The organism is Amycolatopsis ruanii (genome assembly GCF_003385175.1).
GTDB lineage: Bacteria > Actinomycetota > Actinomycetes > Mycobacteriales > Pseudonocardiaceae > Amycolatopsis_E > Amycolatopsis_E thermalba.
The window spans coordinates 21,974-40,771 of sequence record NZ_PQHY01000045.1 but is presented as its reverse complement, the minus strand read 5'-3'; the positions used below and the strand labels follow the sequence as shown (position 1 = coordinate 40,771).

Sequence of the window (18,798 nt, the reverse complement as noted above, 5' to 3'; positions counted from 1 at the left end):
CGTATCGGAACCGGTGAAACCACCCCGAAACCGGGCTCTCCGTAGAACTTGCCGCACATCCCGAAACGGAGGACAACCATGAAACGGATCCTCGCGACGGCGCTCCTGCTGGGCGCCCTCGCCACGACCGCCGCGTGCGGCAGCGACGACCCGGGCAACTCGGTCGCGAGCGTGGGCGGTTCGTCGTCGTCCACGACGCAGGCCGCGGCCGCCAGTGCCGACCCGGTCGCCTACGCGCAGTGCATGCGCGCCAACGGAGTCCCGAACTTCCCCGACCCACAAGCCGACGGCGGCATGACGTTCGACGAAGGCAGCGGGATCGACCCGCAGTCCCAGCAGTTCAAGGACGCGGACTCGAAGTGCAAGCAGCTCATGCCCGGTGACAAGGGCAAGTCGGCGATGGGGGACCAGTGGCCGGCCGAGGACAAGCTGAAGTACGCGCAGTGCATGCGGGAGAACGGGGTTCCGGCGTTCCCGGACCCCGATGCCGACGGCGGCTTCCCGGCGCTGCTGCAGGGCGGCCCGGTCGACCCGGAGTCGCCGCAGTTCGAGGCGACCGAAAAGGCGTGCCAGCAGTACGTGCCGCAGAACATGCCGCAGAAGAACAGGCCCCGCTCGTGACCGCGCGACGCCGGGCCGGGCGGGTGGTCGCCGTCGTGGCGATCCTCGCCGCGGCGGGCACGGGTTTCGTCGTCGCCGACCCGTTCGTGGCGCCGGCCACCGAAACGTCGATCGACAACGGATCGGCCACCGGGCTCGGCCAGGTGACCAAGGGCACGCTGTCGGCGCGCAGCCAGCAGAACGGCACGCTCGGCTACGCCGGCAGCTACCCGGCGATCAACAACGCCAACGGCAAGGTCACCCGGCTGCCCGCGGTCGGCGACATCGTCAAGCAGGGCGACGCGCTGTACTGGGTGGAGGGCGTGGCGGTCCTGTTGCTGCAGGGCGGTTACCCGGCCTACCGCAACCTGTACTGGGGCATGGAGGGCGCCGACGTCCAGCAGCTCAACGCCGCGCTGGTGGCGCTCGGGTACGCCACGACCGGCGAGCTGGACCCGGAGTCGGACTACTTCGGCCGCCAGACCTACTACGCGGTGCGGGAACTGCAGGAGCACGCCGGGATCGAGGAAACCGGGCAGCTCACGCTCGGCCAGATCGTGTTCCTGCCCGCCGCCGAGATCCGGGTGACCCAGGTCAATGCCGCGCTGGGCGCTGCCGCGGCGCCCGGTGGGGTCCTGCTGACCGCGTCCTCGACCCAGCGCGAGGTCACGGTCGCGCTGAACGCGAACAAGCAGTCCGAGGTCAAGGCGGGCGACCCGGTGACCATCACATTGCCCAACGGCACCCGCACCGACGGCGTGGTCGCCTGGGTCGGCAAGGTGGCCACCAAGGACGACGACAGCACCACGGTGGACGTTCACATCACACCGTCGGATCCGGCCGCCACCGGTCAGCTCGACCAGGCGCCGGTGCAGGTGTCCATCGTGTCCGAGACCGTCCAGGACGTCCTCACCGTTCCGGTCAACGCCCTGCTCGCGCTCGCCGGCGGTGGGTACGCGGTCGAGGTCGTCGACGTCTCCGGCGCGCGCCGGCTGGTCCCGGTCGAAACCGGCCTGTTCGACGACAGCGCAGGGCGCGTCGAGGTGCGCGGCGACGGCCTGGCGGAGGGGCAGAACGTGGTGGTGCCGGCATGAGCGCACCGGTTCTGGACCTCGACGAGGTCACCAAGGTCTACCCGGGTGTGTCGCCGGTGGTCGCGCTGGACGGTGCCACGTTCACCGTCGAGCCGGGGGAGCTGGTGGCGATCGTCGGCCCCTCGGGCTCGGGGAAGTCGACGCTGCTGCAAGTGATGGGCACCCTCGACCGGCCGACGTCGGGCACCGTGCGCGTCGTCGGCGAGGACGTGGCGAGCATGTCCGACCGCGACCTCGCGGCGCTGCGCGCGAGCCGCATCGGGTTCGTGTTCCAGCAGTTCTTCCTGACGCCCCAGGAGACCGCACTGGAGAACGTCGCCGTCGGGATGCTGTACTCCGGTGTCCGGCAGCGGGTCCGGCGGGAGGCTGCGGCGGAGGCGCTCGCGCGGGTCGGGCTCGGCCACCGGATGGGGCACCGCCCGCCCGAGCTGTCCGGCGGGGAGAGACAGCGGGTGGCGATCGCGCGGGCGCTGGCGGGCGATCCGGCGATCGTGCTCGCCGACGAGCCGACCGGGAACCTCGACAGCGTCTCGGGCAGTGCGATCTTCGAGCTGCTGACCGACCTCAACCGGCAGGGCACGACGATCGTGATGATCACGCACGACCGGGAGCTGGCGGCGCGGCTGCCCCGGCGCATCGAGGTGCTGGACGGCCGGATCGTCGCCGACACGACGGCGGAAGGCCGGGCGGCATGAGCACCACCGTCCCCGGCCGCCTGTTGCCGGCCGACCTCGCGCGCACCGCGTCCGGTGGCCTGCGCACCCGGCGCATGCGGGCCGCGCTGTCCGCGCTCGGCATCGCGATCGGGGTGGCCGCGACGGTCGCGGTGCTCGGCCTCTCGGCGTCATCGCAGGCCGGTCTGCTGGCCGAGATCGACGCGCTGGGCACCAACCTGCTCACCGTCACTCCTGGCCAGACGATCAGCGGCGGCGACGCCGAACTGCCCTACGAGGCGCCGGGGATGATCGCGCGCATCGGCCCGGTGGAGATGACGGAGAGCACCGGCAGCGTCGACACCGAGGTGTACCGATCGCCCCACATCCCGCGCTTCAACACGAACGCGATCAGCGTCGGGGCCGCCAGCCTGGGACTGCCCGAGGTGCTGCGCGCGCCGGTCGCGAAGGGCGCCTACCTCAACGCGGCCACCGCCGAGCAGCCGGTCGCGGTGCTCGGCGCGGACGCCGCGCGCCGGCTCGGCATCTCGGAGTTGTACGACGGGCTGCGCATCCAGGTGGGCGGGCAGTGGTTCTACGTCGCCGGCATCCTCGCGCCCGCCGCACTGGCGCCGGAGGTCGACTCGATGGTGCTGGTGGGGTACCCGGCCGCCCAGCGTTACCTGGACTTCGACGGGCACCCGACGACCGTCTACGTCCGGGCGCAGACCGACCGGGTCGCCGACGTGCAGGCCGTGCTCGCGGCCACCGCGAACCCCGAGCACGCCGACGAGGTCTCGGTCAGCCAGCCCTCGGCCGCGCTGGAGGCACGGGCGGCGGCGCAGTCGGCGCTCAACGGCCTGTTCCTCGGGCTCGGCGCGGTGGCGTTGCTGGTCGGCGGGATCGGGGTGGCCAACACGATGGTCATTTCGGTGCTGGAACGGCGCTCCGAGATCGGGCTGCGGCGCGCGCTCGGTGCCACCCGGGGGCACATCCGCCTGCAGTTCCTGTCCGAGGCGGTGCTGCTCGCCGCGCTCGGCGGAGCCGCCGGGGTGGCGATCGGCTCGGCCGCGACGTTCGTCTACGCACACGTCAAGGGCTGGGCCACGGTGATCCCGCCGCTCGCCTGGGCGGGCGGGCTGGTCGCCGCCGTCCTGATCGGCGCGCTGGCCGGCCTGCTCCCGGCGATCCGCGCCGCCCGGATGGCGCCGACGGAGGCCTTGCGATCGGTCTGACCTTGACGCCGTCGGCCCGCCCTTGCTATTCCTATATCAGAACTACTGATATAGAGGAGCCTTGATGAGCACAGCGGCCGGCAACGGGCGGGTCCGGACGGAGCCATGGGGCGACACGGTTCTGGTGGAGTTCGACGAGGGCATCGCCTGGGTCACGCTCAACCGGCCGGACAAGCGCAACGCCATGAACCCCGCGCTGAACGACGAGATGGTCCGGGTGCTGGACCACCTGGAGGGCGACGACCGCTGCCGGGTCCTGGTCCTCACCGGCGCCGGTGAGTCGTTCTCCGCGGGCATGGACCTCAAGGAGTACTTCCGCGAGGTCGACGCGACCGGCAGCACCGCGGTGCAGATCCGGGTCCGCCGGGCCAGCGCCGAGTGGCAGTGGAAGCGGCTGGCGAACTGGAGCAAGCCGACGATCGCGATGGTCAACGGCTGGTGCTTCGGCGGCGCGTTCACCCCGCTGGTGGCGTGTGACCTGGCCTTCGCCGACGAGGACGCCCAGTTCGGGCTGTCCGAGGTCAACTGGGGCATCCCGCCGGGCGGCGTGGTCTCCCGGGCCCTCGCCGCGACCGTGCCGCAGCGCGACGCGCTGTACCACATCATGACCGGCGAGCCGTTCGACGGCCGTCGCGCCGCGCAGATGCGGCTGGTCAACGAGGCGCTGCCCGCCGGCCGGCTGCGGGAGCGCACGCGCGAGGTCGCGCTGAAGCTGGCGTCGATGAACCAGGTGGTCCTGCACGCGGCCAAGACCGGGTACAAGATCGCCCAGGAGATGCCGTGGGAGCAGGCCGAGGACTACCTCTACGCCAAGCTCGACCAGTCGCAGTTCGCGGACAAGGCCGGCGCCCGCGCCAAGGGGCTGACCCAGTTCCTCGACCAGAAGTCCTACCGCCCCGGCCTGAGCGCCTTCGACCCGGAGAAGTAGTGCGCAACCAGGGTCTGGGCTCGTGGCCGGTGCGCCGCGCCAGGATGAGCCCGCACGCGATCGCCGTCCGGCACGGCGGGACGGAGCTGACCTACGGTGAGCTGTCCCGCCGCGTCGCCCGGCTGGCCCGGGGCCTGCGGGCCGCCGGGGTCGGCCCGGGCGACCGGGTGGCCTACCTCGGGCCCAACCACCCGGCCTACCTGGAGACCCTGTTCGCGTGCGGGCAGGCCGGCGCGGTGTTCGTGCCGCTGAACTTCAGGCTGACCACCGGGGAACTGGACCACGCGCTGGCCGACTCCGGGGCCGCGGTCCTGATCCACACCCCGGAGTACGCGGAGACGGTCGCGGCGCTGGCGGGGGACCGGCTGCTGCGCGTGCCCGCCGGCGAGCTGGACGCGACCGGTGACGAGCCGCTCGACCTGCCCGTCGGCCTGGACGACGTGTGCCTGCTGATGTACACCTCGGGCAGCACGGGACGGCCCAAGGCCGCGATGCTCACCCACGGCAACCTCACCTGGAACAGCGTCAACGTCCTGGTGGAGACCGACCTCGCGAGCGACGAGCGGGCCCTGGTCGCCGCACCCCTGTTCCACGCCGCCGCCCTGGGCATGGTGTGCCTGCCCGCCCTGCTCAAGGGCGGCACGGTCATCCTGCACTCGTCGTTCGACCCCGGCGCAGTGCTGTCCACAGTGGAACAGGACCGGGTCACGCTGATGTTCGGCGTGCCCACGATGTACCAGGCGATGGCCGCGCACCCGCGGTGGGACGCGACCGACCTGTCCAGTGTGCGGACCCTGCTGTGCGGCGGCGCGCCGGTGCCGTCCGATCTGATCCGCCGGTACCTCGACCGCGGGCTGGCCTTCGTGCAGGGCTACGGGATGACCGAGGCCGCCCCGGGCGCACTGGTCCTGGATCGCGAACACGCCGAGGAGAAGATCGGCTCCGCCGGGGTGCCGTCGTTCTTCACCGACGTGCGGCTGGCCGGCCCGTCCGGGGAGCCGGTGCCGCCGGGGGAGAAGGGCGAGATCGTGGTCAGCGGGCCGAACGTGATGAAGGGCTACTGGGGCCGGCCGGAGGCGACGGCGGAGGTGCTCCGCGACGGGTGGTTCCACTCCGGCGACGTGGCCACAGTGGACGATGACGGCTACTTCCACGTGGTCGACCGGCTCAAGGACATGATCATCTCGGGCGGGGAGAACATCTACCCGGCTGAGGTGGAGAACGAGCTGTACGGTTTCCCCGGGGTGGAGGCGTGCGCGGTGATCGGGGTGCCGGACCCGCGCTGGGGCGAGGTGGGCAAGGCGGTCGTCGTGCCCGCGCCCGGGAGCAGGATCGAAGCGGACGAGCTGCTGGCCTGGCTGCGCACCCGCCTGGCCGGGTACAAAGTGCCCAAATCGGTCGAGTTCACCGACGCGCTGCCCACGACCGGTTCCGGCAAGATCCGCAAGGCCGAGGTCCGCCGCCGGTTCGGGTGATCGCGCCCTCGCGCGCCCCGGCGCGGCAGGGTACGGCCCGGCCGTGACACTCCGCTGATCAGGTGAACGCTGTTCTAGACGGCCGGATGTTTCTGGCCCCCGGCCGAACGGCGGCAGGAACGCTGCTCCGCCGTGTCCTTTGTGGACGGCATGGTAAAAAGTGGCGCAGATCGCACCGGAAAGCGTTTTCGCAGCTAGCGCCGACGTCAACCGCTTGCCGCGACAGTGCTTCCCGGTGCGTGGACAGCGAAAACCGTGCCGCGGCAGCGAACCAGGAGGACAGCGTCCGGCAGTGACTGACCGTGCGGCCAAGATCACTCCTCCAGCGGTACGTCTCGCTGGAAAGATGACGTTATGTTGGTCGACGGTCTGTCCCCCGCCTAGTCGAGCAGCTGCTCGCCAGACCGTCGGAGTGAGTGTGAACGTCGCCCCTGTGACCCTATTCGACCATGCCAGTAGACAGCTCGGAGAACTCTGCAGGGTGGCAGGCTTTCCGGCCGACGACGGTGATCCCGTCGACGTCCTGCGGGAACTCCTCGGGGCCGCGGGCGCGCGCCCGCTGACCGAGCCCCCGCTGTGGCCTTCCGACGTCGCGGACGACGCGACCCCCGTGGAGTTTTCGGTCGCGTTCGACGAGAGCGGCGACCGTGCCGTGCGGATCCTCGGTGAAACGATCCCGCAAAACCCGGGCCACGCGGCGAACATTCATGCCGCGAAGCGCTTTCTCACCCACATGGCGCAGCGGTTCGATCTCCGGCTCGACCGGTTCCAGGCGGTCGAGGACCTGTTCCTCACCGAACGGCCGCAGGGGAAGTTCGCCCTCTGGTTCTCGGTGATCCTGCGCCCCGGCCGCGCCCCGGCGCTCAAGGTCTACTTCAACCCGCAGGTGCGCGGCGAGCACGCCGCCCCCGGGCTCGTCGCGGAAGGACTGCGGCGCCTGGGGTTGAGCGACGCCTACGAAACCGTCACCGAACACGCGCTGCTGCGTGGTGCCGCCGATCGGTTCTCGTTCTTCGCGCTCGACCTCGACGACGGCCCGCTGTCCCGGGTCAAGCTGTACATTTCGCACGATTCGGCGGAATCGGGCACGGTGGAGCGGGCGGCCGGGGCCGTCGCGGGCGTGAACCCGTTGCTGGTGCGGGAGTTCCTGACCGCCGCGGGCGGCGGCACCGGGCCGTACGCCGGGCGGCCGCTGATCTCCAGCTACTCCTTCGTGGAGGCCGATGCGGGCCGTCCCGGCAACTACAGCCTCTACCTCCCGATCCGCGACTACGTCCCGGACGACGCGGCCGCGCGGGAGCGGGTGCTGGCCCACTTCGCGCGGGCCGGGCTGCCCGCCGCGGAGCTGGACGGGGCGATCGCCGCGGTCACCGACCGCCCGATGGCGGCGGGGGTGGGCCTGATCGCGCACGTCTCCCTGCGTCTCGGCCGGTTCGGCACCGGAACGACGGTATATCTTTCGTCGGAGGCCTACGCCGTGGCCGCACCCCGCACGCGGGTCGGCGCCGCGGCTTCGTTGTGAACCGGGAGGAAGAAGTCAGCATGAAGTCGTTCCCGCCGTACCGGGTCCAGGTTGTCAAGGAGATCCCGATCACGACCCGGCAGGAGCGGGAGGAGGCGCTTTCCCGCGCCGGTTACAACATGTTCGACCTGCCGGCGAACATGGTCACGATCGACCTGCTGACCGACTCCGGCACCGGCGCGGTGTCGGCCGCGCAGGAAGCCGGTGCTGCGGCGGCCGACCGGTCCTACGCCGGTTCGGACTCGTGGTTCCGGTTCCGGTCCGCGCTGGCGGACCTGACCTCGTTCCCGCACCTGTTCCCGGTCCACCAGGGCCGGGCGGCGGAGCGGATCCTGTTCTCCACCGCGCTGAAGCCGGGGCAGATCTCGCTGTCCAACACGCACTTCGACACCACGCGCGCGAACGTGGAGCTGGCCGGGGCGCAGGCGCGGGACCTGCCGTGCCCGGAGGCGGCGGACCTGGACAGCCGGGATCCGTTCAAGGGCAACATCGACCTCGGCGCGCTCGAGGAAACCCTGTCCGGGCCGGACGGTTCCCGCGTGGGCCAGGTGCTCATCACGATCACCAACAACGGTGGCGGCGGGCAGCCGGTGTCGATGGCGAACCTGAAGGCCGTGCGCGCGCTGTGCGACCGGTTCGGGGTGCCGTTCTTCCTGGACGCGGCGCGGTTCGCGGAGAACTCGTGGCTGATCACCCAGCGCGAGGAGGGTTACGCGGGCAAGACCCCGAAGGAGGTCGCGCAGGAGACGTTCGCCCTCGCCGACGGTTTCGTCGCCAGCCTGAAGAAGGACGCGATCGCCCCGATGGGCGCGGCGATCGGCGTGCGGGACGCGGAGCTGGCCAAGCAGTGCGAGGCGATCCTCATCGCGACCGAGGGTTTCCGGACGTACGGTGGCCTGGGCGGGCACGATCTGGAGCGGGTCGCGCAGGGCCTGCGGGAGGTCGTGGACCCGAACTACCTGCGCAACCGCGCCGAGGAGACCGCGCACTTCGCCCGGCTGATCAACGAGGCCGGGGTGGACATCGTGCAGCCGGCCGGGGTGCACGGCCTGTACCTCAACGCCGGGCGGTTGCTGCAGCACATGCCCCCGCACGGTTTCCCCGGGCACGCGCTGGCGTGCGAGCTGTACCTGGCGGGCGGCATCCGCTGCGCCGAGCTGGGTTCGCTGTACCTGGGCACTTTCGACGACGAGCACAACCTGATCACCCCGGCGCCGTTCGAGCTGGTCCGCCTGGCCATCCCGCGGCGGACCTACACGCTCGCGCACCTGGAGTACGTGGCCGACGTGCTGGCGACGATCGCGAAGAACCCCGAACGGGTACCGGAGTACCGGGTCACCCACGCGCCCCAGCTGCTGCGGCACTTCAACCTGAAGCTACGACAGGTGCCCCGGTACGTCTGACACACCATGCGCGAAGGCCACCCCGTCACGAAGAACGGGGTGGCCTTTCCCAGTCCCGGGCCGGAGAACCTCAGGTCCGCGCCAGCTCCGACTCCGCGGGCAGCCGGCTCATCGCGTACCGCACCAGCCGGATCAGCGCCAGCTTGCTCGACTCCCGTGAACGCGCGTCGAAGAACATCACCGGCACGCCGGGGGCGATGGCGAGCGCCTTGCGGATCTCGTCCTCTTCGTAGTCGTCCGCGTCCTCGAAGCAGTTGACCGCGACGATGAACGGGATCTTGCGCCGTTCGAAGAAGTCGATCGCCGCGAAGCTGGAGTCCAGCCGACGCGTGTCGACCAGCACCACGGTGCCGATGGCGCCCAGCGCGAGCTCGTCCCACATGAACCAGAACCGGTCCTGCCCGGGCGTGCCGAACAGGTACAGCACCGTCTGCGGGGAGATGGTGATGCGGCCGAAGTCCAGCGCGACCGTGGTCGTGGTCTTGCGTTCGACACCGGTCAGGTCGTCGACGCCCGTGCTGGCCTCCGTCATCACCTCCTCGGTGGACAGCGGGACGATCTCGCTCACCGACGCGACCATGGTGGTCTTGCCGGCGCCGAAACCGCCCGCGATGACGATCTTGACCGGCGTCGGGATGACGCCGCCTTCTTCAGAGCTTGTTGAGGCCATCGAGCACCGCCTGGAGTAGTTCGCGATCGGGGGCCTTGGCCGGCTGCGACGGCGAACGGACGATCACGGCGCCCCGTTCGATCAGATCGCTGCACAACACCTTGACCACGGCGAGGGGGACCTTGACGTACACGGCAATTTCAGCGACGGACAACGGCCGCTGGCACAACTCGAGGATCGTCAGGTGTTCCGGGGTCAACCCGATCGGGTCGTGGTTGCCCCGGATGGCCATCACCTGAGTCGCCACGTCGAGCTTGATGTCGACGGACGGGATCCGGCCCCGGGTGATGGCGTACGGCCGGATCAGCGGCCCGGCCGCTTCGTCGTACCACTGATCGTCCGCCATCAGTTGTGCTCCGCTACGAACCTCGCGGCATCCCGGGGAGCCGACGTCATGTAGTCACCGACGCGCTTGACGAGGCGGCTCATCTCGTAGGCGATCATCTCGACGTCGACCGTCTCCTCGGCGAGGATCGCCAGGCACGCGCCCTGACCGGCCGCGCACACGAACAGGTAGCCCTCGGCCATCTCGATGAGGGTCTGCAGCACCGGGCCGCGCTGGAAGTGCTTGCTGGCGCCCTTGGCGAGGCTCTGCAGGCTGGACGCGATCGCCGACAGCTGGTCGGAGTCGTCCTTGGACAGGTTCGCGGACTTGCCCATGAGCAGCCCGTCGGCCGAGAGGACCACGGCGTGCTGCGCCCCGACGACGCGGTCGACCATGTCGTCGAGCAGCCAGTTCAGGTCGACCTTGGAGTTCTCGTTCTCGTTCATCGATGAGGTTCGACTTCCCTCTCAGTCAATGGTGGCCCGGGGGTCTTCCGGTGCGTCTGCGTCGCGCCCGCGGCGGGTCCCCTTGTGGAACGCCGAGAGCGTGTTGCGGGTCCGACCGGAGAACTCGTGGTAATCGGTGGCGTCCGCGTCCGGGTCGTCACGGAGCTGGGCGACGAGGTTCTGCTGCAGGGCGCGCTGCGGCAGCGGGGCCCGGGACCGCTTGGGGCGCGGCGAGGGCGTCGGCGACGGTGCGGGGTCCGGCTCGAACACCGAGATCGTCCGCACACCGGTGGTCTCGCTCGCCCGCTCCGGTTCCGGCTCGGCGTGCCGTCCCGCGGGGAGCTCCACCGGGACCCGCCGAGCGGGCTCGGGGGCGCCGTTGTTCTCGTGTCGTCCCATACCGTTCGCTCCGGCCGGCACGCCGGTCTCCTCCTGCTCGTACGAGTCGGGCCCGGCGGTCGCCGGGGCGCCGCGGAACTCCGGATCGGCGTTCTCGGCGACCTGGTCGGTGTTGGCGAGCAGGGCCGACGGGATCAGGATCGTGGCGCGGGTGCCACCGTAGCGCGAGGAATCGAACATGACCTTGAGGCCGAGCCGGGCCGCCAGCCGGGCGACCACGAAGAGGCCCAGGCTGGAGTCGGCTTTCAGGGCCATCGCGTCGAACTCGGGCGGCTCCGACATCATCCGGTTGGCCCATTCCCGGACGTCGTCCTTCATGCCCAGGCCCTGGTCGGCCACGTCCACCACGACGCCGCGCGCGACCAGGGTCGAGGTCATGTGGACCTGCGATCCGGGCGGGGAGAACGTGGTGGCGTTGTCGACCAGCTCGGCGACCAGGTGGATGGTGTCGGCGACCGCGGAGCCGATGATCGCGACCTGCGGGACGTTCTCCACCTCGACCCGCGAGTAGTGCTCGGTCTCCGACACCGCGGCGCGCAGCACGTCCATCAGCCACACCGGCTTGCGCCAGCGGCGGCCCGGCTGCTTGCCGCCGAGGATGATCAGGTTCTCGGTGGTGCGCCGGGCGCGGGTGGCCAGGTGGTCGAGCTGGAACAGGCCCTTGAGCTGCTCCGGGTTCTCCTCGCGGCTTTCCATCCGGTCCAGGATCTGCAGCTGGCGGTGCACCAGGCCCTGGTTGCGGTGGGCGATGCCGAGGAACACGTTGTTGACACCGCTGCGGGCCTTGGCCTCGCTGGCCGCGGCCTGGACGGCGGTCAGCTGGGCGATGTTGAACGCCTCGGCCACCTGCCCGATCTCGTCCTTGCCGTGGTCCAGCCGGGGCAGCTCGGCGCTGACGTCGACCGGCTCGCCCTCCTTGAGCCGGTTCACGATGCTCGGCAGGCGGGTGCGGGCCAGCTCCAGCGAGTCGTTGCGCAGGCGCTCGAGGCGCGTCATCAGGGTCCGGTCGACCAGGGTGCGGGACACCCGGATGGCGACCCAGATCGACGCGACCGCCGCGAGCAGGGCGGCGATGCTGCCGATGATCACGGTCCACAGGTTGACGTTGCCCTTGTCGAGCGCGGCGCCGGAGGCCAGCTCCGACTGCTCGACGGTCAGGGCGATCAGCTGGCCCGACACCTGCGTGGTGAGGTCGCGCCAGTCGTTCTCCCGCAGGGTCAGGCCGCCGACGTTCTCGCGGAACGGGCCCGGTCCGTGCGTGATGATCGAGTTCTCGGCGGCGGTGAGGCGCTGCCACTGGTCGCTCGAGGTCAGCTCGCGGTAGCGCTGGCCGGCCTCGGGGGCCATGTAGCTCGCGATCTTCGTCAGCTGCGCGCGGTAGCTGCCGACGAGCTGGGCGAACTGCAGGTGGTCGGCGGGGGCGAACTGCCCGGCGGCGAACGCGCTGGAGGCCAGCGACGCGGCGCGCGACATCTGGTCGGAGGCGCGGAAGATGTCCACCGACGTCATACCGCCCTGGGTCGACTCGGCGTCGGGCACCAGGCGGGCCTGCGAGTCGAACAGGTCGGTCGCGGTGTCCAGCAGGCGGTTGTAGAAGTCGTTGACCTGCTCCTTGGAGATCGTGCGCAGGTTGATCTCCGCGCGGATGACCGGGAGCTGGTCGAGGCTGGACTCCATCTGGTTCATCCGCTGCCCGATCTCGTCCGGCACGAGGCTCTTCACCTCGGCCAGCGCGGACCGGAGGCTGGTCAGCGACTTGTCGATGGACTGCTGCTGCGCCTGCAGGTCGCGCAGGCCGACCTGGGGGCGTTCCAGGTAGACCAGGGACAGCTGGCGTTCCTGCTGGACGGCGCCGAGCGCGGTGACGGCGGGGATCGACACGTCCTGCACGGAGGAGGCCACCGTGCGCACGTAGATCGCGTCCACCAGGAAGTAGCCGGAACCCGCGATCCACATCACCAGCAGCGCGATACTGGGGATCAGGACGGTTCCGGTCAGGCGTTTGCGAATCGACTTGTGGTGGCCTTCGCCTGACTTGTCATCTGTGTTTTTCACGACGCTCCACGAAATCCTGGGGACCGGGACGAAGACGGCGACGTCACGACAGAGTCGTATGCAACCACCCCTGTCAAGCCAGGGCTGCCGGCGAGCGCCTTCCCGGCGGCTCGGGGGTCATTCTCACTCTGCGTCACAGTCACCGATCACTCGATAGATGCTCTGGTCGGACTGAAATCATGTCGTACGGCGTTCACCCCTGAGCCGCGACCCCCCGGTTACTGTGCGCAAACCCCGTTGTCCCCGGTGGCGGCGAGGTGCCGGGCCCCGAAAGCGCTTTCCTCCCCGCGAGGGAGATACGCAGCGCGGATGTCGTCACCCGTTCGCGCGGAAGTCGTCGTCGCGTCGCTACCCGGCGCCACCCCACATCCGGCCGAGCGGCCCGGTCAGCTCACGTTCCTCGTCCGACAGGTGGGACAGGAGCGCGTCGGTGAGCGAGTCGAGCGCCTCCCGCAGGCCGGTGATGTCCCCGGCGCCGCCGGCGAACGCGACCAGCGCCGCGTCGACCCGTTCGACGAGGGCCTGGATGGCGCGGTGCTCGTCCTCGAGGCGGTCCAGCACGGGGGCGAGCTCGGGCCCGAACCGCCGCAGGGCGGGGAAGATGTCAGCGTCCTCGCGGTGGTGGTGGACGCTGACCACGCGGCAGAAGGACGCGCAGTACGCGCCGAGCGTCCAGTTGTTCTGACGCAGCGCGAGGGTGCGCAGGTGGGACCGCGCGGCGCCGGCGTCGAGGGTGCCGGCGGCGACCTCGGCGACCAGGTCGCGCAACCGGCCGAGTTCCGCGCGCAGGTGGTCGTGTGCCTCGACGAGCCGCCGCCCGGCGGCCGCTTCCCGCTCGGTGCCCGGCCCGCCCCGGGCCGCGGCGACGAGTTCCCGGACCGCCGGGGCGATCTCGGTGGCGAAGAGCCGCAGCAGGTCCGCCGTGCCGGCCGGGAGCAGGAACCCGCTGACGCCGTGGGTGAGCGCCAGGTCGGCGAGTCGTCGCGGCCAGTCGCGAGGGGAACCGAGCGCCGGCGGGGACAGGTTGTAGAGACGGCGGATCGCGGCGGGGTCCCGGCCCGCGTCCGCCGCGGCGGCGTCGATGATCGCGCCGGCCGACGGCAGATCCTCCGGCGGGATCCGGGTCATGCTCGGCAGCCACCCGTCGGCCAGCGTGCCGGTCAGACGCAGCATCCGCGGCCCGAGCGCGCCCACCCAGATGCCCGGATCGCGCGGCGGGGGACCGGGTTCGGCGCCGTCGAGCGCGTAGTGCTCGCCCGGCAGGTGGACCGGCCCGCCGGGTGTCCACAGTGCACGGATCACCGCGATCGCCACGCCGAGGGCGGAAACCGCTTCCGCGGGCGGGTGCCACGGCCCGCCTTCGGCCGCGATCGCGTCCCAGTACGCCCCGGCGCCCAGCGCCAGGCCGGCCCGGCCGCCGCTGAGCGCGTCCAGGCTCGCCACGGCGCGGGCCAGCATCGCGGGGGGACGCAGCGGCAGGTTGGCGACGTTCGGGAACACCCGCACCCGCTCGGTCCGCGCGGCGATCACCGACAGCGTCGTCCACGCCTCGGCGAACTCCGGCCGGTACGGGTGGTCCGGCACGCTCACCAGGTCCAGTCCGGCGCGGTCCGCGACCCGCGCGAGTTCCAGCGCCTCGCCCGGCCGCGCCGTCACCGGTACCAGGACGGCGCCGAAGAGCAGGTCGTGGCCGTAGTCCGTCATCGGCTCGCCACCGCGGGGCGGGCGGCGGGCACGAGCCGTCCCGGGCCGGCGAGCGCGACCAGCGCCGCCACGCCCATCGCGATCGCGGACAGCACGAACGCCGTGGTGTAGCCGGATTCCACCGGGAACCGCGTGCCGGGGATGACCTCGCCGGTGACGATGGTCGACGCGATCTGCGCGCCGAAGGTGCCGCCGATGGTGCGCATGATCGTGTTGACGCCGGTGGCCTCCCCGGTCTGACGCGGGTCGACCGCGCCCACGACGAGGTTGGCCAGCGACGCGAAGGCGAACCCGACGCCGATGCCGAGGATCCCGTTGCCCAGGTAGATCGGCCACTGCGTGCCGTGCGCGACGGCGAACACCACGAACCCGGCCGCGCCGACCACGCACGCCAGCACCAGCGGCAGCTTGAACCCGGCCTTCGCGCCGATGCGCCCGGCGAGCGGGCTGGCGAACAGCATGGTCACCGCCATCGGGATGATGAACAGCCCGGCCTCGGTGACCGACGCGCCGAAGCCGTACCCGGCCTGCGACGGCGTCTCGACCAGCAGCGGCACCAGCGTGAACGCGCCGTACATGCCGAACCCGATGATCAGCGCGGTGATGTTGGAGGTCAGCACCGCGGGACGGCCGAGCAGCCCGATGTCGATCAGCGGCCGCGCCAGGCGCTTCTCCACCAGCGCGAACACGGCCAGCAGGACCGCGGCGGCCGCGAACAGCCCGACGATCGCCGCCGAGCCCCAGCCCCACACGCGGCCCTCGCTGATCGCCAGCAGCAGCGCGACCAGGCCACCGGTGAGCAGCAGGGCGCCCGCCCAGTCCACCCGGCCCGGCGAGCGCACCGGCGACTCGCGCACGAACGCGGTCACCGCGGCGATGCCGGCGACGATCACCGCGAGCATCAGCCAGAAGATCCACTCCCAGCCCAGCGCGTCGACGATCACCCCGGGGATGACGAGCCCGGCGCCGAACCCGATGCCGAAGGTCGAGCTGATCCAGCCGATCGCGACCGGGACCCGCTCACGCGGGAACTCGTCGCGCACGATGCCGAACGCGAGCGGGAACGTCGCGGCCCCGGCTCCCTGGATCGCGCGGGCGGCGATCAGCACGCCGATGGACGGGGCCACCGGGCCGAGCAGCGTGCCCGCCGCGGACACCGCGAGGCACGCCAGCAGCACGCGGCGCTTGCCGAACATGTCGCCGAGGCGGCCGAGCAGCCCGGTGGCCACCGACGCGGTGAGCAGGAACGCGCTGAGCACCCAGGACACGGTGGTGGTCGACGTGCCGAACTCGGCCTGCAGGGCCGGCAGCGCGGGCACCGGCATGGTCTGCAGCAACGAGAAGGACAGCACCGCGATCAGCAGCGCGGCGAACGGAGCGGAAGTTCGTGTCATGACGTAATGATTACACGACGACATTATTACGTCCAGGGGGTAGGATCGCCGTCATGGACGACCGCGAGACGCGCCCGCCGACCCTGCTCGCCCTGCCCTCGTACCTGGCCGGCCACGTGGCGCGGATCGGGCATCGCGGGCTGGTCGCGGCACTGGCCGAGCACGACCTGCGGCTGCCGCACTTCGCCGTGCTGACGGGGTTGTCGGATTTCGGGCCGCTGGCGCAGCACGCGCTGGCCGACCGGCTCGGGCTCAACCGCAGCCACCTGGTCGGGTACCTGGACGTGCTGGAGCGACGCGGTTTCGTCCGGCGCGAACGCGATCCGGAGGACCGCCGCCGCCAGCGCGCCGCGCTGACCGATTCGGGGCGGAGGCTGGTGCGGCGCCTGCAGGAGGTGGCGCACGCCTCACAGGAGGAGTCGCTCGGCGTGCTGTCCACAGCGGAACGCCGGACGCTCGTCGACCTGATGCGACGCGTGGTCGTGGCCGACGACGCGGCCGCCCGGAAGGCCGGGGACTGACGGGGCGTGCCGGACGAAGACCGCGGGTGGCCGGGGCAGTTGCTGGTCGTGCCGCGGTTCGAGGTGTCCTAACCAGCGAGCCAGCCGAAGCTGTCCACAGTGGACCCGGTCGGCAGGTACTCCAGCCCCACCCAGCCCGCGTAGCCGGTCGCGGCCAGGCGCTCCAGCCACGCCGTCACGCCGAGCGTCCCGGTGCCCGGCTCGTGCCTGCCCGGTGCGTCGGCCACCTGCACGTGCCCGGTCCGCGCCAGCAGCGGCGGTGTGAGCAGCGCGTCCAGGTCGTCGCCGTTGCTGCCGAGGTGGTAGACGTCCGCCAGCAGCGCGATGTTGTCCGCGCCGGCCTCGTCCGCCAGCGCCAGCGCGTCGGCGGCGCGCAGCAGCGGGTAGTCCGGCGCGCCGGACAGCGGTTCCAGCAGCACCGTGCCCGGCAACCGCTCGGCGGCGTAGGCGAGGTTGTCCAGCAGCACCTCGCGCGAACCGCCGGTCCGGTTGCCCGGCAGCACGTTGAACAACCGGCACCCGAGCCGCCGCCCGATCGCGGCCGCGATGTCCACGCCGTCCCGGAACTCGGCCGTCCGCGCGGCGAACGCGGCCAGCCCCCGTTCGCCCGCCGCCAGGTCGCCGTGCGGCACGTTGAGCGACACCAGTTCCACCCCGGCGTCGGCGATCGACGTCACGAACCGCTCGACCTCGCGGTCACCGGGCACACCGGCGAACGGCCACCACGACTCCACACCCGCGAACCCGGCCTCCGCCGCCGCGGCCGGGCGTCGCTCCGGCGCCAGCTCGGTGAACAGGATCGAGGTGTTGACGTCGTACCGCATGACGTCATCCTCGCAGACGCGCCCGCAGCTCCAGCTTCGCGATCTTGCCCGTGGCGCCCTTCGGCAGCTCGTCGACGATCCGCACGCGCCGCGGGTACTTGTACGCCGCGATGCGTTCCCTGGCCCACGCCACGATCTCGTCCGGCTCCGCGGTCGCGCCCGGCTTGAGCGAGACCACCGCGACGACCTCCTCGCCGAGCCGCTCGTCCGGCTCGCCGATCACCGCCGCCTCACCGATCGCCGGGTGCCGGTACAGCAGCTCCTCCACCTCGCGCGGGTAGACGTTGAACCCGCCGCGGATGATCAGGTCCTTCTTGCGGTCCACGATGAACACGAACCCGTCGGCGTCGACGTAGCCGAGGTCGCCGGTGTGGAACCAGCCCCCGCGGAACGCCTCCGCGGTCTCCTGCGGCCGCTTGTAGTACCCCTTGGTGATGTTGTGGCCGCGCAGCACGATCTCGCCCACCTGCCCGGCCGGCAGTGGTCGGTCCGCCTCGTCGACGATGCGCAGCTGCACGCCCCAGATCGGCTTGCCGATCGAGAGGATCTTCCGGTTGTCCGCGCCCGGGTTGACCGTCGTGGTCGACGCCGACTCGGACAGCCCGTAGCCCTCCAGCACCGGGATGCCGTACTTCTCCTCGAAGCGGCGCAGCACCTCCTCCGGGATCGCGGCGCCGCCGGAGCTGCCGATCCGCAGGCTGCTGGTGTCGTAGCCGGTGGTGTCGGCGTACGCCAGCGCGTGGTACATCGTCGGGACGCCGGCCATGATCGTGACCCGGTCGCGCTGGATCGCCTCCAGCACCGCGGGCACCTCGAAGCGCGGCACGACGGAGATGGTCCGGCCGTGCCGCGCGGAGGCGTTGAGGATGCTGGACAGCCCGTAGACGTGGAAGAACGGCAGCACCGCCAGCGCGACGTCCTCGGGTTCGGCGCCGAAGCGCTCGCTGCCCAGCGTGCAGGTCATGTAGAGCTGGAAGTGGGACAGCTCGGCGCCCTTGGGGCGGCCGGTGGTGCCGCTGGTGTAGAGCAGCACCGCGGTGTCGTCGGCCGCGCCGGGGAAGATGTCGCCGTCGTCCGCGGGGTCCAGCAGCGTCGCGAACGACAGCGTCCCCTCCGGCCAGGCACCCGCGTCGAGGTCGCCGACGACCACCGCGCGGACCTCGGCCACCTCCTTGAGCGCCGTGGACACCTCGGCGGCGCCCGCGGCGTGGGCGATGATCATCCGGGAGTCGGAGTCGTCCAGGTGGTAGGCGATCTCGGCGGCCTTGAGCAACGGGTTGAGCGGCACCATCGTCAGGCCCGCCTTGAGGATCCCGAAGTAGGCGATCACGAACTCGGGCACGTTGGCGAGCTGCACGGCGACCTTGTCGCCGGGGCGCAGGCCCTGCTCCCGCAGGGCGACGGCGACCCGGCCGGAGCGTTCGTCGACCTCGGCGTAGGTCATCGCACCCGACGGGAACCGCAGGAAGTCCTTGCCCGGCGTGGCCGTCGCCGACTCCCGCAGCATGATCGCCAGGTTGAAGCTCATGGCCTGCCCACCTTCCGAACGT

17 protein-coding genes are annotated in these 18,798 nt (G+C 71.5%); 9 read left to right on the top strand and 8 right to left on the bottom strand.

Annotated features, from left to right (window positions below):
- Positions 1 to 78 precede the first annotated feature (78 nt).
- The 8 genes from D0D28_RS22615 (at position 79) to D0D28_RS22580 (ending at position 8,910) form a co-directional block, all read left to right on the top strand.
- Positions 79 to 621 (top strand): hypothetical protein, encoded by a 543-nt coding sequence (locus tag D0D28_RS22615; protein WP_116112125.1) that lies wholly within the window; start codon positions 79 to 81, stop codon positions 619 to 621.
- Positions 618 to 1,694 (top strand): peptidoglycan-binding domain-containing protein, encoded by a 1,077-nt coding sequence (locus D0D28_RS22610; RefSeq protein ID WP_116112122.1) that lies wholly within the window; start codon positions 618 to 620, stop codon positions 1,692 to 1,694. The genes D0D28_RS22615 and D0D28_RS22610 overlap by 4 nt, the downstream gene beginning before the upstream one ends.
- Positions 1,691 to 2,389, top strand: a complete 699-nt coding sequence (locus D0D28_RS22605; protein WP_094008551.1) for an ABC transporter ATP-binding protein — start codon at positions 1,691 to 1,693, stop codon at positions 2,387 to 2,389. The genes D0D28_RS22610 and D0D28_RS22605 overlap by 4 nt, the downstream gene beginning before the upstream one ends.
- Positions 2,386 to 3,582 carry an ABC transporter permease gene (locus D0D28_RS22600; protein WP_116112119.1) on the top strand — a complete coding sequence of 399 codons (1,197 nt, stop codon included), beginning with the start codon at positions 2,386 to 2,388 and terminating at the stop codon, positions 3,580 to 3,582. Before D0D28_RS22605 ends, D0D28_RS22600 begins: the two co-directional genes overlap by 4 nt.
- A 64-nt stretch (positions 3,583 to 3,646) precedes the next feature.
- The gene (locus D0D28_RS22595; protein ID WP_116112117.1) at positions 3,647 to 4,510 is read left to right on the top strand and encodes a p-hydroxycinnamoyl CoA hydratase/lyase; all 864 of its coding nucleotides are present in this window, start codon (positions 3,647 to 3,649) and stop codon (positions 4,508 to 4,510) included.
- Positions 4,510 to 5,985: an acyl-CoA synthetase gene (locus D0D28_RS22590; protein ID WP_116112115.1), complete on the top strand. Its 1,476-nt coding sequence runs from the start codon at positions 4,510 to 4,512 to the stop codon at positions 5,983 to 5,985. Before D0D28_RS22595 ends, D0D28_RS22590 begins: the two co-directional genes overlap by 1 nt.
- Positions 5,986 to 6,466: 481 nt before the next feature.
- Positions 6,467 to 7,507 (top strand): tryptophan dimethylallyltransferase family protein, encoded by a 1,041-nt coding sequence (locus D0D28_RS22585; RefSeq protein ID WP_116112112.1) that lies wholly within the window; start codon positions 6,467 to 6,469, stop codon positions 7,505 to 7,507.
- Positions 7,508 to 7,527: 20 nt separating this feature from the next.
- Positions 7,528 to 8,910, top strand: coding sequence for a tryptophanase (locus D0D28_RS22580; protein ID WP_116112110.1), 1,383 nt, complete (start codon positions 7,528 to 7,530; stop codon positions 8,908 to 8,910).
- A gap of 70 nt (positions 8,911 to 8,980) precedes the next feature.
- Here the strand turns inward: D0D28_RS22580 and D0D28_RS22575 are convergent, their stop codons facing one another.
- From D0D28_RS22575 to D0D28_RS22550, 6 genes are all read right to left on the bottom strand, one after another.
- Entirely contained in the window at positions 8,981 to 9,580 is a 600-nt protein-coding gene (locus D0D28_RS22575; RefSeq protein ID WP_094008557.1) for a GTP-binding protein, read from the bottom strand.
- A complete protein-coding gene (locus tag D0D28_RS22570) occupies positions 9,561 to 9,926 on the bottom strand; it encodes a DUF742 domain-containing protein (RefSeq protein ID WP_017983332.1) in 366 nt (121 codons plus the stop codon). The genes D0D28_RS22575 and D0D28_RS22570 overlap by 20 nt, the downstream gene beginning before the upstream one ends.
- Positions 9,926 to 10,351, bottom strand: a complete 426-nt coding sequence (locus D0D28_RS22565) for a roadblock/LC7 domain-containing protein (RefSeq protein WP_094008558.1) — start codon at positions 10,349 to 10,351, stop codon at positions 9,926 to 9,928. Before D0D28_RS22565 ends, D0D28_RS22570 begins: the two co-directional genes overlap by 1 nt.
- Before the next feature lie 21 nt (positions 10,352 to 10,372).
- The gene (locus D0D28_RS22560) at positions 10,373 to 12,805 is read right to left on the bottom strand and encodes a sensor histidine kinase (protein WP_116112107.1); all 2,433 of its coding nucleotides are present in this window, start codon (positions 12,803 to 12,805) and stop codon (positions 10,373 to 10,375) included.
- Positions 12,806 to 13,153: 348 nt separating this feature from the next.
- A complete protein-coding gene (locus D0D28_RS22555; RefSeq protein ID WP_116112104.1) occupies positions 13,154 to 14,509 on the bottom strand; it encodes an LLM class flavin-dependent oxidoreductase in 1,356 nt (451 codons plus the stop codon).
- Entirely contained in the window at positions 14,506 to 15,903 is a 1,398-nt protein-coding gene (locus tag D0D28_RS22550; RefSeq protein WP_116112102.1) for an MFS transporter, read from the bottom strand. The genes D0D28_RS22555 and D0D28_RS22550 overlap by 4 nt, the downstream gene beginning before the upstream one ends.
- A gap of 53 nt (positions 15,904 to 15,956) precedes the next feature.
- Here D0D28_RS22550 and D0D28_RS22545 point away from each other — a divergent pair, with 53 nt between their 5' ends.
- Positions 15,957 to 16,424, top strand: coding sequence for a MarR family winged helix-turn-helix transcriptional regulator (locus D0D28_RS22545; protein WP_094008561.1), 468 nt, complete (start codon positions 15,957 to 15,959; stop codon positions 16,422 to 16,424).
- A 68-nt stretch (positions 16,425 to 16,492) separates the two neighbouring features.
- Here D0D28_RS22545 and D0D28_RS22540 read toward each other — a convergent pair whose 3' ends face one another.
- Positions 16,493 to 17,248: a hydroxypyruvate isomerase family protein gene (locus tag D0D28_RS22540; protein ID WP_116112099.1), complete on the bottom strand. Its 756-nt coding sequence runs from the start codon at positions 17,246 to 17,248 to the stop codon at positions 16,493 to 16,495.
- A gap of 4 nt (positions 17,249 to 17,252) precedes the next feature.
- Entirely contained in the window at positions 17,253 to 18,776 is a 1,524-nt protein-coding gene (locus D0D28_RS22535; RefSeq protein WP_116112096.1) for a long-chain-fatty-acid--CoA ligase, read from the bottom strand.
- Between the last annotated feature and the right edge of the window lie 22 nt (positions 18,777 to 18,798).

Bases quoted from the DNA above. Each gene is read 5' to 3' on its own strand.
- D0D28_RS22615 (WP_116112125.1), top strand. From the start codon at position 79: ATGAAACGGATCCTCGCGACGGCGCTCCTGCTGGGCGCCCTCGCCACG.
- D0D28_RS22605 (WP_094008551.1), top strand. From the start codon at position 1,691: ATGAGCGCACCGGTTCTGGACCTCGACGAGGTCACCAAGGTCTACCCG.
- D0D28_RS22600 (WP_116112119.1), top strand. From the start codon at position 2,386: ATGAGCACCACCGTCCCCGGCCGCCTGTTGCCGGCCGACCTCGCGCGC.
- D0D28_RS22595 (WP_116112117.1), top strand. From the start codon at position 3,647: ATGAGCACAGCGGCCGGCAACGGGCGGGTCCGGACGGAGCCATGGGGC.
- D0D28_RS22580 (WP_116112110.1), top strand. From the start codon at position 7,528: ATGAAGTCGTTCCCGCCGTACCGGGTCCAGGTTGTCAAGGAGATCCCG.
- D0D28_RS22575 (WP_094008557.1), bottom strand. From the start codon at position 9,580: ATGGCCTCAACAAGCTCTGAAGAAGGCGGCGTCATCCCGACGCCGGTC.
- D0D28_RS22570 (WP_017983332.1), bottom strand. From the start codon at position 9,926: ATGGCGGACGATCAGTGGTACGACGAAGCGGCCGGGCCGCTGATCCGG.
- D0D28_RS22565 (WP_094008558.1), bottom strand. From the start codon at position 10,351: ATGAACGAGAACGAGAACTCCAAGGTCGACCTGAACTGGCTGCTCGAC.
- D0D28_RS22555 (WP_116112104.1), bottom strand. From the start codon at position 14,509: ATGACGGACTACGGCCACGACCTGCTCTTCGGCGCCGTCCTGGTACCG.
- D0D28_RS22550 (WP_116112102.1), bottom strand. From the start codon at position 15,903: ATGACACGAACTTCCGCTCCGTTCGCCGCGCTGCTGATCGCGGTGCTG.
- D0D28_RS22545 (WP_094008561.1), top strand. From the start codon at position 15,957: ATGGACGACCGCGAGACGCGCCCGCCGACCCTGCTCGCCCTGCCCTCG.
- D0D28_RS22540 (WP_116112099.1), bottom strand. From the start codon at position 17,248: ATGCGGTACGACGTCAACACCTCGATCCTGTTCACCGAGCTGGCGCCG.
- D0D28_RS22535 (WP_116112096.1), bottom strand. From the start codon at position 18,776: ATGAGCTTCAACCTGGCGATCATGCTGCGGGAGTCGGCGACGGCCACG.